Raw genomic sequence first — 14,062 nt, 5'->3', positions numbered from 1 at the left:
ATATTACTCTTTATTTGAATGTTGTTCAAAATCACGAACAGGTTTGATGGTCGACCAAGAACGGCAAGCCGGACATAACCAATAAATAGAGTTAACTGTGAATCCACATTTTTGGCAGCGATAATTTGGTACCGCTTTTATTTGTTCTCCTACCATATTACGTAAAAGTAATAAACTTTCTCTTGCTTTACCTTGTTCTGCATCTGCTACATGATAATCCATTAATCGATAAAATCCTTTTAAATTAGGATGTTTAATGAGTTCTCGATACATGTAATATTGTGCCGCATCAAGCCCTTTTTGTTTTTCAATAATATCTGCAAACATGAGCTCAGCTACACTACCAGTGTCTTGTTCAACACATTGTTGTAAAAATTGTTGAAATTCATATTGATTATCAAGCTGTTGATAACAATCTTTTAGTAATGGTAATGCTTCACCAATGAATGCTTTGTCCTGATGTAAAATTTGTTGAAATGATTCGATCGCTTGTTCAGTTTTATTTTGTACCATAAGTACTCTTCCCAACATGAGTGATGTTCGTGCACATGTGGAGTCAGCAGACGCTGATTTTTGTAAAAAAACATAAGCTTTGTCTAAATCTTCATTTGCCATTGCTAAGGATGCTAACTCACAATAAAATTGAGCTATATCTGTTTTATATTTAATATTGCCTAATTTAACCAGTTTTGTTGCTGCATTGATGGCACTTATCCATTCACTAGTTGATTGGTAAATAGTGATAAGTTGTTGTAAGGCGTGTTGTTGAAAGTCTTCTTCATCAATTAATTGTAAAAACATGCCTTCAGCACGATCGTATAGGCCGGCTATCATATAGTCTCTGCCTAATTGCTGAATAGCTAATAATCGCTGATCGAAGGTTAATGAAGAACTTTCCATCAAAGCTTGATGAATGCGTATCGCTCTATCCACCTCGCCCCGAGATCGAAATAAATTTCCTAACGTTAGATGTGCTTCAAGTGTGCCTTCATCTTCTTTTAACATGTCTAAGAATAGATCGACAGCTTTGTCTTTTTGATTCGATAAAAGAAAATTAAGACCATCGACATATTCACGTGATAATCGATTCGATTGAGCTAAATATTTTTGTTTTGCATTTCTGTCACCCATATACCAGCCATATGCAGCGGCAATAGGAAGCAATAGAAATAACAGTTCAAACATAATCTCTTTTCTTAATCGATTTTTGTTAATTGTGTTTTTTGATGATTTGCTAAATCTTCATCATATTTTTTTTGTAATTTATTCAATTTACGTTTAGTCGATGAGTGTTGTAATTTTGATTTGAGAAAAAATATACCTGTTACAAACCAACCTACAATGAAACCAGAACCAAATAAAATTCCGAGTAAAACAGATATGCGTACTTCTGATTTTGCGACTAAATAATTAAATGTTACAACCTGATCATTGGCTGCTCCTAGTGCTATAGATATGGCAAAAATGGCAATTATCAATAGAACCAATATAATTAATTTCATAACGTTGACCTTTCTATTTTTATCTGAACATCTTTTTTATTAATGGTTTATTTATATATTTCTGCATTTATTTTTATAAAGCAGTGTTAAAAGCTGGTCTTTAATAAAATTCTCGCTGAATTTTGAATCATTTTTCTTAAAGTTATTTCTCTACTATATGATATTTTCGGGCATAAAAACAGCAGATTAATGAAATACTCCAAGCTATTATAATGCCGAGTGCTAAATCTTCTGGTCTATGCATACCAAGCAATAAGCGACTTATTTCAATTAACCCCGTCCATAGAATGATAATTGATACAACAATATAATGACGTTTAAAACCAAATAATGTTATTGCTAAAAAAGCAAATGTCGCTGCAAATAACGTATGTCCAGAAGGGAATGAATAGCCCGTTTCGTCCTGCCAATGTTTAGCGAGCCAGCTAGGAATTATTGGTGAGTCATTTAATGTTTTTTCAATGAGTACTTTTCTTTCCGGTTTCGGTAGAGAGTAAAAAAACTTGTCATTGATGTTATATTCTTTTGCCATCCACAATACGTAAGGTCTTGCTTTAGTTGTTTGATTTTTTATCATGGATTTAATTACTTGTCCAATAAATAGTGCAGTTACTAAAATCAAACTTAACGATATTATATTTTTTATGGATTTATTAGGTAATAATAGGCAAAATAGTATCAATAAAAAGACCGAGGTAATTAAAGCCCAGTAAATACTTGCTGTTTCTGTTACCCAGAAAAAATATTCTGATGTAATATTTAAACTATTTGGCTGCCAATGCCAATTTATGACTATAATAGTAAGTGGCACAATTAAAAAAATAGCTAATACTGCTATTGTTTTTTTGATAACTAACCTCATTTTAAAACTCAATTAAGCATTATGTGCTGTCTATTTTAGCATAGATGGTTATCTATTTTTAAGAGGATACCACATCTATGTTTTTATTTAATACGGAGATAATAATGCAATTAAGACATATTGCACAAGCTAAATTACCAACACCGTGGGGATGTTTTACGATTGCTGGATTTGAAGAAATTGCAACAAGTAAAGATCATGTTGCATTAATATTTGGTGATATTACAGAACCTGTTCCGATTCTTACGAGAATTCATTCAGAGTGTTTAACCGGAGATGCGTTGTTTAGTTTACGTTGTGATTGTGGTTTTCAACTTGAAGCAGCATTAAAGCAAATTGCAAAAGAAGGGAAAGGTATTCTAATTTATCATCGCCAAGAAGGACGTAATATTGGTTTGCTCAATAAAATTAGAGCTTATGCACTACAAGATAAAGGGCTTGATACTGTTGAAGCAAATGAGCAATTGGGTTTTGCTGCAGATGAGCGAGATTTTACATTGTGTGCAGATATATTGACTTTGTTAGGCGTGACACAAATACGATTATTAACTAATAATCCAGAAAAAATAAGAGTTCTTGAGCAAGCTGGCATTCAAATTACCGAGAGAGTGCCTTTAGAAGTTGGTGAAAATCCAAATAATGAGCATTATTTGGAAACCAAAGTAAACAAAATGGGGCATTTACTTCATTTGCACCACTGTAATCATGAATAATTATTGATTATTAAGGCTTACCTCAAAATATATAAAGTATTTTGAGGTTATAGCAATGTTGTTATGTAATAAAAATGTAGTCATTATTTGATAGATTAAAAGGCATTGTTTTTATCAAAACAATATATAAATACCTTTTGGGTTATTTTTTATCACAACGTAATATGCCGCCATTGGCGATTTGATCTTGCGATATTTCATGCATAATGATTTGGACTGCTTCACGTTTGCAATTTAATGTTTCAACAATGGCATCTGTGACACGCTTTGCCATCTCTCTTTTTTGTTCTACTGTGCGACCTTCTAAAAAATCGATAACAACGTTTGGCATAAAAACTCCTAGTACTTTATTTGAGCAAGCTGATCTTCGGTTAATGCAATATCTTTATTTTGACATACGTTTATATTGCTTTGAATAATTTTTTTAGCAATTGCTTTTGCCTCTTCAAGTGAATGCATTTTATAAGTGCCACATTGATATTCATTAAGCTCTGGGATTTCTTTTTGTGATTTTACTTTTAAAACGTCATTCATTGATTTTTGCCATGCTTCAATTACCAATGATTCATCAGGCATGCCTATTAAAGACATGTAAAATCCAGTACGGCATCCCATTGGGGAAATATCAATAATTTCAACTTTATCACTATTGAGATGCTCTCTCATAAATCCAGCAAAAAGATGTTCAAGGGTATGGATTCCTTTTTCGGGTAGCAGATCTTTGTTTGGAATGGTAAAACGTAAATCAAATACCGTTATATTATCGCCTTTTGGGGTTACTATGGTTTTAGCAATTCGTACAAAGGGCGCTTTCATTTTGGTATGATCAACTTTAAAACTATCTAATAATGGCATTATTTTCTCCTTAAGATTGGATTGTTAGATATTTTTTATAATCTAACAATTCCAAAATATACTTATTTATCTAATAAATCTAACATTTGTTGTTCATCAATAACTTTGATACCTAGCTCTTGAGCTTTATCTAATTTTGATCCTGCAGCTTTACCAGCAATAACTAAATCAGTGTTTTTCGATACGCTACCGGTTACTTTTGCGCCTAGTTGTTTTAATTTTTCTTTTGCTTCATCGCGAGTTAAAACCGATAAAGTACCTGTTAGAACAATGGTTTTTCCGGAAAAAGGGGAATTGGCTCCAGTCATTTGTGCTTGTGGATCAACATTTTGCCAATGAATACCAATTTCGTCACTTGTTAGCTGTTCAATTATATTACGATTATGCGGTTCTTGAAAAAAGTCTACAATACTTTCGGCAATCACTATGCCAATATCATTAACCAATTGTAATTGTTCAAGTGTAGCATTTTCTATAGCGAGTAAATTACCAAAATGATTAACGAGATTTTCGGCTGTCACTTCACCTACGTTGGGTATGCCAAGAGCGAAAATAAAACGGCTTAATGTTGTGTTTTTAGATGTATTTAACGCATTAATTAAGTTATTAGCTGATTTTTCCCCTACTTTGTCTAAAGAGCAGAGTATAGGTACTGTAAGTTTATAGAGATCGGCTGGGGTTTTGACGTAACATTTATCAACTAATTGTTCAATAAGTTTATCGCCCATACCGTCAACATTCATCGCTCGACGAGAAATAAAATGTTTTAATGCTTCTTTACGTTGCGCAGGACAGATTAATCCACCTGCACATCGAGAAATAGCTTGACCTTCATCTCTAACAACAAGTGAATCACAAATAGGGCAGTGAGTGGGAAAAATTATCGCTTTGGTATCAGCAGGTCTTTTATCTAATAGTACCGAAACAATTTTTGGAATAACATCGCCAGCCCGGCGAATTGATACATAATCTCCTTCGCGTACACCTAATCTTTCTATTTCATCACTATTATGCAAAGTTGCATTACTGACAATCACCCCTGCTACTGAGACAGGCTCAAGTCTTGCAACAGGTGTGATTGCCCCTGTGCGCCCAACTTGAAAGTCTACTTTCTTTAATTGTGTGACTTCTTCTTGAGCAGGGAATTTAAATGCGGTTGCCCAACGAGGAGCTCGAGCAACAAAACCAAGTTCGTTTTGTAATGCAATACTATTGACTTTGATAACCACACCATCGATATCAAAATCTAATGACATGCGTTCTTCACCAATTTGTTTGAAATAATCTAACGCCGCTTTTGCACCTTGACGTAGTTGTACTTTGTCACTGATAGGTAAACCCCAAGTTTTAAATTGCATTAAACGTGCATAGTGTGTATCAGGTAATGGAGTTCCTTCTATGATTCCTACGCCATAACATAAAAAGGTTAATGGTCTTTTAGCGGTTATTTTAGGATCTAATTGTCTTAATGAACCTGCAGCAGCATTACGAGGATTAGCAAATATTTTTTCATTCCGTTTTACAGCATCGGCATTTAGCTTGGCAAAGCCTTTGTGTGTCATAAATACTTCACCGCGTACTTCCAATCGATTGGGGATATTTTTGCCTTTTAATACCAAGGGTATGGTTTTAATGGTTCTAACGTTTGTAGTTATATCTTCACCAGTGGTTCCATCTCCACGTGTTGCTGCGCGGACAAGATGACCTTTTTCGTATAGTAAACTGACAGCTAAACCATCTAATTTGAGTTCACAACAATATTCGATAGATTCATTTTCACTTAAGCGCAAACGATCTTTTATACGTTTATTAAATGCAATAAAACTTTGTTCATCAAAAACATTATCAAGTGAAAGCATTGGCAGTTCATGTTTTATGGATGCAAATTGTGATAAAGGTGAACCACCAACACGTTGGGTTGGAGAATCTGGCGTGATAAGTTCTGGATATAATTGTTCTAATGTTTGAAGTTGTTTAATAAGTTTATCGTATTCGGCATCAGGTATCTCTGGTGCATCTAACACATAGTAACAATATTCATGATGCCTAATCACATCACGTAAAGTTGTTAATTCTTTTGTTGTTTGTTGTATTGATATTAAACTGTTTGTTGCGTTTTCAGATTTATTTGATAGTGACATGATAATAGGCTCTTAAAATTAAAATGTGATATAGGAAATATCATTACACACATATCGCGTTAGCTTTATTAGATGTTATTTTTTAAAAAATATTTAAATTTTATTTACAAGTTGTACAACATGCAGACTATTGCCAACAACATAAGTTGGTGGCAATAGTGTTAAGAGATTTGTTAAAATATTGTTGTTTAAATTTCGTTACAAGCTTTTTTAATACGTTCTTTATAGCTATCAATTTTTTGTGGGGTTAACATATGTTGTTTATCATCCAATACTACACCGTCCACATCATCAGCAATACGTTGTGCTGTTTGTAACATTAATTTAAAGTTTTGTTGATTGTTACCTTGAGTTGGCGCAATCATAAAAATTGATACACCAGGGGTTGTAAATTCGTGCATTGTTTCAGGATCTAAATGCCCAGGATTAATCATATTCGCTAAACTAAACAAAACAGGACCGTTTCCGGCTGGATCAACATGGCGATGAAAAATTCTCATATCACCAAATTGAAAACCTGATTGCATAATACTAGCTAACAACACATCACCTTGTAACAATTTGCCATTTATACCTGTGACATTTAAAACAATAATTTCAGTTTTACTTTCTTCAGGATTTAGATTTAATTTTTCAGATGTATTATTTTTTATAGATAAGTCTGTTTTTGCCGTTTCTTTATTAGGCTGGTTTTTATTGACTTCATTTTTAACATTTTTATTAGATTCAGCTTTTTCACTACACCTTGTTTGTGGTGGATTAGCAACTGGTTCCTTGTCGAAAAGATCACTATGAACGCTGATTACAGGATCAGAAGTAAATTCTGTTTTAGTATCATTATTATTAGTAAAGAGATCTTCTTGTTGTGGAATAGGTTCTTTTTCAACTTCTTTAGATGTTTTTTCAATATTAATTGTATTTTTTGTTTTGATTAATACCACATCATCTTCTTCAGCTTCATTGATATAAAGATTCTCTTGCTGTTGAGTATTGGGTATAACTTTGTTTTTCTTATCAGAATCAAAGAGAGAAGAACGTTCTTTTTTATTAATCCAAAATCCATGTATCAATAATGCAATTATGACCAAGGATGCAATAACAATTAGAACAATACGTAAATTATCCATAATAACCATCTCAGAATTTAAATTAATATCGACTCATCTTATTCAATAATATTTTGAATAAAAATGATTACGGCGTAAAACAATGCAAAATTTTAATCATTTATTTGTAAATTAAATAATTTTTTATTGGATAACAGTACATAGATGCGTTGTATTATACCATTATCATTTTATATAAGATACTTTTTGCACCTCAAATCAACCGAAATATAATACTTTATTTCCAAGAAGAATCCTATTTATCAATACAAATTTTTTATAGGAACTCTATAAATTTATTTTTTAGAACTCTGTGCTATTAACTCGTAAAGATATTTACAATTTATGCCTGTTTTTTGTAAAATCATCCGTTACTTTTAAATAAGATTCATTGTCTTAAAAATAACAATTAAGTTACTGAGGTCATTTTTATATGAGATTTAACAAGCTACTATTAACTGTGCCAGTGGCACTAACCAGCTTATTTTTATTAACAAGTTGTGATAATACGCAATCACAAAATGGTAGTAATCAAACGCCGAAAGTAACCGTATTTAAAGTGGAACCATTAACTTATACTTTAAAAATTGGATTACCAGGTCGAGTTGTTGCATCTCAAATTGCTGAAATTAGACCTCAGGTCGGTGGAATTGTTTTAAAACGTGAATTCGATGAAAGTTCGAATGTGAAAGCTGGTCAATCACTTTATCAAATCGACCCTGCCATTTATCAAGCTAATTACGATAGTGCTGTTGCCAGTGTTGCTAGTGCTAAAGCTAATGCAAGTATTGCGCAACTGACTTTAAAACGTTACGCAGGTCTACTGAATACCAAATCCATCAGTCAACAAGATTATGATAAAGCTGCAGCAGATGCTAAACAGGCTGAAGCTAAAGTGCTTGTTGCGCAAGCAGCTGAGCATACCGCAAAAGTAAATTTAGATTATACTAAAGTGTATTCACCAATTAATGGTTATATTGGTAAATCAAGTGTTACTGAAGGGGCTTTGGTTTCAGCAGGTCAATCAACTGCATTAGCCTTAGTTCAACAACTTGATCCAATTTATGTGGATATGACAGAGGCTGCGACACGTTATAACAAATATCTACAAGATCAAAATGTCATTTATGAGCCGGCTAAAGAAAACAATGTTGAACTCTATTTTAGTGATGGTTCAAAATACGCTTATTCTGGTAATATTAAATTTTCCGATATGACAGTTAATGAAACAACTGGTACTGTAACTTTACGTTCTCAATTCCCTAATACTGAAGGTAAAATTCTCCCTGGTATGTTTGTTAAACCGCAAATGACTCTTGGTTATATTAAAAATGCAGTTATAGTTCCTCAACAAGGTATTACGAGTAATAAACTTGGGCAATATACCGCTAAAATTTTAAAACCTGATAACACGATTGAATATCGCCAAAATATACAAGTTTATACGGGGATTAACGGATATTGGATTATAACTAAAGGTATTGATATTGGTGAACAAGTTATTACAACTGGATTACTTAATTTAACTGGAGTTGAGATGGGTAAACCAATGAAAGGTAAAATAGTTGGTGAACCAGCAATGCTTACTCAAGAGCAGTTAGATAGTATCATCAAAAACAGTGTGAAATAAAGCAGGGGTAGATTTAATTATGGCTAAGTTTTTTATTGATAGACCTGTTTTTGCATGGGTAATCGCTATCATGATGATGCTCGGCGGTGCTTTATGTATAAAGCTTTTAGCTGTCGAACAATATCCAGATATCGCTCCACCAGCAGTCACTGTTACCGCAAGCTATCCAGGTGCGGATGCTCAAACAATCGAGAATACTGTTACCCAGCTGATAGAACAGAATTTAACTGGACTTGATAATTTAATATACATGAAATCAACCAGTAGTGCACAAGGTGTGGTTCAAACAACGTTAACCTTCTCACCAGGTACGAGTCCAGATTTTGCGCAAGTACAAGTATTAAATAAAGTAGAGAGTATAAAATCTCGTTTACCTGAAAGTGTACAAAAAAATGGTGTTTCAGTAGCTAAAAATAATACTAACTTTTTAAAAGTTATTGGTTTCTATTCGACTAACCCATTAAAAACACAAGCAGATATTGCTGACTTTGTTTACTCAACGGTACAAGATCCAATTCGACGTGTGCAAGGTGTTGGTGATACACAGTTATTCGGCTCAGAATATGCGATGCGTATTTGGCTTGATCCTAATAAATTAACTTATTTTAATTTATCTATTGAAGAAATTACTGCTGCTATTCAATCTCAAAATGCTCAAGTAACTGCAGGACAACTAGGTGCATTACCGGTAATTGATGGTCAACAATTAAATGCTACTATTACTGCCCAATCACGTTTAAAAACACCTGAGCAATTCCAAAATATTTTACTTCGTGTTAATACGGATGGTTCTAACATCTTATTAAAAGATGTGGCAAAAGTTGAAATAGGCGCTGCTGATTATAGTTTTATCTCTCGTTATGATGGTAAGGCATCAGCAGGTCTTGGGATATATTTAGCAACTGGCGCTAACCAATTAGATACTTCTGAACAGGTAGATAAGAAGATTAAAGAGTTGTCTCAAATCTTTCCTGAGGATATTAAGTTTGCTTATCCATACGATACTACACCATTTGTTAAACTTTCCATTAACAATGTAATACACACACTTATCGAAGCAATTATTTTGGTTGTTATCGTTATGTATGTGTTTTTGCAGAATCTTCGTTCAACACTTATACCAACAATTACGGTTCCTGTTGTACTATTAGGGACGTTCGCCATTTTGTATATTTGTGGGTTTACCATCAATACATTATCGATGTTTGCTATGGTGCTGGCGATTGGTCTTCTGGTCGATGATGCAATAGTCGTTATTGAAAACGTTGAGCGTATTATGCATGATGAAGGTTTATCACCTTATGCTGCAACAGTTAAATCAATGGAGCAGATAACATCTGCGTTAGTAGGGATAGCCGTTGTTCTGTCTGCCGTTTTTGTACCAATGGCATTTTATGGTGGTGCTGCCGGAGGAATTTATCGTCAATTTTCTATTACTATTGTAACGGCGATGGGATTGTCAGTTATTATGGCAATTGTATTAACGCCTGCTCTTTGTGCTCAAATATTGAAAGCACCTTCTAAAAATAAATCTAATAAGACTTCATTTGTTGAAAATTTAGAAAATGTACCTCCATTTAGTTGGTGTTCTAAATGGACAAAAATATTTTTTGATTGGTTCAATCACTTTTATGATAAAAGTTTACGTGCCTATGAAAAAGGTGTAATAAAAGTAATTCGTTATCCTCTAATTGCTTTTGTTTGCTATGTGTTGATCATTGTAGGATTAGTATTTGGATTTAATCGTTTACCAACAGGATTTTTACCTAATGAAGATCAAGGGGTTCTTATTGTTTTGGTAGAATTGCCTCCTGGATCGACATTAGAACAAACCATGTCTGTATTAGATAAAACCACAAAATTCTATATGGAGAAAAAAGCTGATTCAGTGAAGGAAGTGTTTACTGTAGCTGGTTTTAGTATGGTTGGACGTGGGCAAAACATGGGGCTTGGTTTTATACGATTAAAAGATTGGGATATACGTAAACGTGCAGATCAAAAGGTGGATGCCTTAGCAAGAAGTGGTATGGGTTATGCTTCTACTATAACGGAAGGACGAGTCATTGTGACCAATTTGCCTGCAGTGCCTTCATTGGGTATGGCAAACGGTTTTTCTTACATGTTAAAAGATTCTGCTGGATTAGGGCATGATGCATTAGTCGGCGCATTTTTCCAAATTCTAGGTGAAGCTTCAAAACATCCTGATTTACAACAAGTACGTCCTGCAAGTATGTTAGATGTTCCACAATATAAAATTAATGTTGATTTTGAAACGGCACAAGCTCTTGGCATTTCGGTAAGTAGCGTTAATAATGTATTATCAACAGCCTTAGGTTCTGCTTATATTGATGACTTTGTTTATAATAACCGAGTTAAGAAAGTATATTTACAATCTGATGCACCATATCGTATGTTGCCTGATGATTTTAGTCATTGGCATGTAAAAAACAAAAATGGTCAGATGGTGCCGTATGATGCTTTTGCAACTACATCTAAAAGCTATGGTTCACCATCATTAGTCCGTTACGATGGTGTCGCTGCTATGGGTATTAGTGGATCTGCCGCTCCTGGTTTGAGTTCTGGTCAAGCAATGGCTGTGATGGAAGAGTTATCTAAACATTTACCGAAAGGGTTTACTTTTGATTGGACAGATATTTCTTATCAAGAACGTCAAACTGGTTCACAGACAACAACACTTTATATTATTTCTATTATAGTGGTGTTCTTGTCGTTAGCAGCTTTATATGAAAGTTGGAGTGTACCAATTTCGATCTTATTTGTTATCCCTTTAGGTATCTTAGGGACTGTGTTTGCAACTATGTTTAGAGGACTGGATAACGACATTTATTTTATCGTGGGGTTATTAACAACAATGGGGCTATCAGCAAAGAATGCTATCTTAATTGTTGAATTTGCCAAAGATGCTCTTGAAAAAGAGGGTAAATCATTAATGGATGCCACCCTTGAAGCTTGTCGGCTTCGTTTGCGTCCGATTTTAATGACTTCATTTGCTTTTATTTTAGGGGTACTACCTCTAGCATTAAATAGTGGTGCGGGATCTGCAAGTCAAAATGCAGTAGGTACTGGTGTAATTGGTGGTATGTTAACAGCAACCTTTTTAGCAATATTTTATGTTCCATTGTTCTTTTTGTTTGTAACAAAAGTGTTTACAAAGCATAAAAATAAAGTCGTTTTACCGACAGAGAGAACTAAATCTAAAGATTAGCTCATTGATTTAATTAGTATAGCTAGTTTATTTTAGCCATTATAAAGTTAAGAAATATGAGACCTAATTTGATACTAGTATTAGCTTAAGCTAAAAAATGCACCAATTTATTTGGTGCATTTTTTTGATAAATTAGTTTTTTAAAACAAGATATTATTAATTAATACGATTGAATGATTTTGTTATGTGTATTGGAATCTCGTGTATCAATTAAAATAGACTTATTGGAATTGTTTTAAAAGAGGATAAACGTAAATCATAATTAACACTAAGTTAGTATTAATTATGTAGAAGTAGTTAACTTGAATTTACTAATAAGATTTTACTGAATGTTGTATCATATGAGCATGCGTTATTGCTATTGCTAAAGCATCTGCTGCATCAGCTTGGGGGGAGGCTGGTAGTTTTAATAGTAATTTCACCATATGCTGAACCTGCTTTTTATCTGCTGCGCCTGTTCCTACAACACTTTGTTTAACCAATCGTGCAGCATATTCAAAGACCGGTAAGTCTTTGTTAACAGCTGCAACAATCGCTGAACCTCTTGCTTGTCCTAATTTTAAAGCTGAATCGGCATTACGAGCCATAAAAACTTGTTCAATAGCAAATATATCGGGTTGAAATTGGAAGATAATTTCACTAACACCTGCATATATACGCTTTAAACGTGTAGGAAGGTCATCTACAGCAGTACGAATACATCCACTACCAAGATAAGTTAATTGTCGCCCAGTTTGACGAATTACACCGTAACCCGTCAAACGAGAGCCAGGATCAATGCCTAAAATAATGGCCATTAAAGTGTTGCTGCAACTTCTTCCGAAACTTCACCATTATGGTAAACTTCTTGGACATCATCACAATCTTCAAGCATATCGATAAGACGTAGTAATTTTGGTGCCGATTCAATATCAAGATCTACTTTCGTTGCTGGAATCATTGATACTTCTGCTGATTCAGCCACTAATCCTGCTGCATCAAGCACATCTTTTATTTCACCAAATGATTCAGGTGTCGTAAATACATCAATTGCACCATCATCATAAGTTATTACATCATCTGCACCAGCTTCAAGTGCGGCATCCATCACTTTATCTTCATCAGTACCAGTTGGATAGGAAATAACGCCTTTTTTGGTAAATAAATAAGAAACAGAACCATCAGTACCTAAATTTCCTCCAGCTTTGGTGAAGGCGTGTCGTACTTCTGAGACTGTCCGATTACGATTATCACTTAAACACTCAACCATGACTGCTGTGCCAGCTGGACCATAGCCTTCGTAAATAATCGTTTCCATATTAGTATCATCCTCACCTCCGACTCCACGAGCCACTGCACGATTCATGGTGTCACGAGTCATATTATTTGATAATGCTTTGTCCATTGCTGCACGTAAACGAGGATTTGACGCTGGATCGCCACCACCTATTTTTGCTGCCGTCACCAGCTCACGAATAATTTTGGTAAAGATTTTACCGCGTTTTGCATCTTGCGCTGCTTTGCGGTGCTTGGTATTGGCCCATTTACTATGACCTGCCATAAAATTCTCCAGATTAAAAAATTTAAAAAATCGTCACATTTTAACAAACTTTTAGTAAAACTTCATTATCAATATGTCTATTGATTTTACTTCTCAAATCTGACAAATTTTTTAAAAATTAACTAATAAAAAAAGCGCCTAATAGATTAGACGCTTTTCAATCATGTACAACATGCCAATAAGTATTGATTAACTCATCCCATATTGTTTTAATTTTTTGCGTAAGGTGCCACGATTAATACCTAGCATGTTTGCTGCTCGAGTTTGATTTCCACGTGTATATTGCATAACCATATCAAGGAATGGGTGTTCAACTTCAGCTAACACTAATTCATATAAGTCATTAGGATCTTCGCCATTTAATTGTGATAAATAGTTTTTTAATGCTTGCTTTACAGAATCTCGCAAAGGTTTTTGTGTTATTTGGTCTTGTGAGTTTACAGTTGTAAATTTAAGTGCTGCAGCTGTAACGCGTTGTTCTGACATA

At 34.0% G+C, this 14,062-nt stretch carries 13 protein-coding genes; 3 read left to right on the top strand and 10 right to left on the bottom strand.

Features of this window, described 5'->3' with window-relative positions; genetic code table 11:
* Positions 1-3 precede the first annotated feature (3 nt).
* From lapB to A9G34_RS04280, 3 genes are all read right to left on the bottom strand, one after another.
* Positions 4-1,185 (bottom strand): lipopolysaccharide assembly protein LapB, encoded by a 1,182-nt coding sequence (gene lapB, locus A9G34_RS04290; RefSeq protein ID WP_065568977.1) that lies wholly within the window; start codon positions 1,183-1,185, stop codon positions 4-6.
* An 11-nt stretch (positions 1,186-1,196) separates the two neighbouring features.
* Positions 1,197-1,502, bottom strand: a complete 306-nt coding sequence (locus A9G34_RS04285) for a LapA family protein (RefSeq protein ID WP_034946630.1) — start codon at positions 1,500-1,502, stop codon at positions 1,197-1,199.
* A 142-nt stretch (positions 1,503-1,644) separates the two neighbouring features.
* Positions 1,645-2,364: a phosphatase PAP2 family protein gene (locus tag A9G34_RS04280; protein WP_065568976.1), complete on the bottom strand. Its 720-nt coding sequence runs from the start codon at positions 2,362-2,364 to the stop codon at positions 1,645-1,647.
* A gap of 104 nt (positions 2,365-2,468) precedes the next feature.
* On the opposite strand from A9G34_RS04280, the gene ribA reads away from it, so the two are divergent.
* Entirely contained in the window at positions 2,469-3,077 is a 609-nt protein-coding gene (ribA, locus tag A9G34_RS04275; RefSeq protein WP_034946627.1) for a GTP cyclohydrolase II, read from the top strand.
* Positions 3,078-3,219: 142 nt separating this feature from the next.
* Here ribA and A9G34_RS04270 read toward each other — a convergent pair whose 3' ends face one another.
* From A9G34_RS04270 to zipA, 4 genes are all read right to left on the bottom strand, one after another.
* Positions 3,220-3,408 carry a 2-hydroxymuconate tautomerase gene (locus tag A9G34_RS04270; RefSeq protein WP_065568975.1) on the bottom strand — a complete coding sequence of 63 codons (189 nt, stop codon included), beginning with the start codon at positions 3,406-3,408 and terminating at the stop codon, positions 3,220-3,222.
* 8 nt (positions 3,409-3,416) lie between these two features.
* Positions 3,417-3,932 carry an S-ribosylhomocysteine lyase gene (gene luxS / locus A9G34_RS04265; protein WP_065568974.1) on the bottom strand — a complete coding sequence of 172 codons (516 nt, stop codon included), beginning with the start codon at positions 3,930-3,932 and terminating at the stop codon, positions 3,417-3,419.
* A 62-nt stretch (positions 3,933-3,994) separates the two neighbouring features.
* On the bottom strand, positions 3,995-6,025 hold the full coding sequence (ligA, locus tag A9G34_RS04260; RefSeq protein ID WP_442902682.1) for an NAD-dependent DNA ligase LigA: 2,031 nt from the start codon (positions 6,023-6,025) through the stop codon (positions 3,995-3,997).
* A 236-nt stretch (positions 6,026-6,261) separates the two neighbouring features.
* Positions 6,262-7,203: a cell division protein ZipA gene (gene zipA / locus A9G34_RS04255; RefSeq protein ID WP_442902681.1), complete on the bottom strand. Its 942-nt coding sequence runs from the start codon at positions 7,201-7,203 to the stop codon at positions 6,262-6,264.
* Between the two features lie 409 nt (positions 7,204-7,612).
* On the opposite strand from zipA, the gene A9G34_RS04250 reads away from it, so the two are divergent.
* Positions 7,613-8,809: an efflux RND transporter periplasmic adaptor subunit gene (locus tag A9G34_RS04250; protein WP_051825294.1), complete on the top strand. Its 1,197-nt coding sequence runs from the start codon at positions 7,613-7,615 to the stop codon at positions 8,807-8,809.
* 19 nt (positions 8,810-8,828) lie between these two features.
* Positions 8,829-12,035, top strand: a complete 3,207-nt coding sequence (locus tag A9G34_RS04245) for an efflux RND transporter permease subunit (RefSeq protein ID WP_034946618.1) — start codon at positions 8,829-8,831, stop codon at positions 12,033-12,035.
* 311 nt (positions 12,036-12,346) lie between these two features.
* Here A9G34_RS04245 and ruvC read toward each other — a convergent pair whose 3' ends face one another.
* The 3 genes from ruvC to fis all read right to left on the bottom strand — a co-directional run bounded on the left by ruvC (position 12,347) and on the right by fis (position 14,061).
* Entirely contained in the window at positions 12,347-12,832 is a 486-nt protein-coding gene (gene ruvC / locus A9G34_RS04240) for a crossover junction endodeoxyribonuclease RuvC (protein ID WP_065568971.1), read from the bottom strand.
* Positions 12,832-13,575, bottom strand: a complete 744-nt coding sequence (locus tag A9G34_RS04235; protein WP_034946615.1) for a YebC/PmpR family DNA-binding transcriptional regulator — start codon at positions 13,573-13,575, stop codon at positions 12,832-12,834. Before A9G34_RS04235 ends, ruvC begins: the two co-directional genes overlap by 1 nt.
* A gap of 189 nt (positions 13,576-13,764) precedes the next feature.
* Positions 13,765-14,061, bottom strand: coding sequence for a DNA-binding transcriptional regulator Fis (fis, locus tag A9G34_RS04230; RefSeq protein WP_025315996.1), 297 nt, complete (start codon positions 14,059-14,061; stop codon positions 13,765-13,767).
* Between the last annotated feature and the right edge of the window lies 1 nt (position 14,062).

The organism is Gilliamella sp. Choc4-2 (assembly GCF_001690355.1).
GTDB classification, from domain to species: Bacteria; Pseudomonadota; Gammaproteobacteria; order Enterobacterales; family Orbaceae; genus Gilliamella; species Gilliamella apicola_A.
This window is presented reverse-complemented; position numbering and strand designations above follow the sequence as displayed.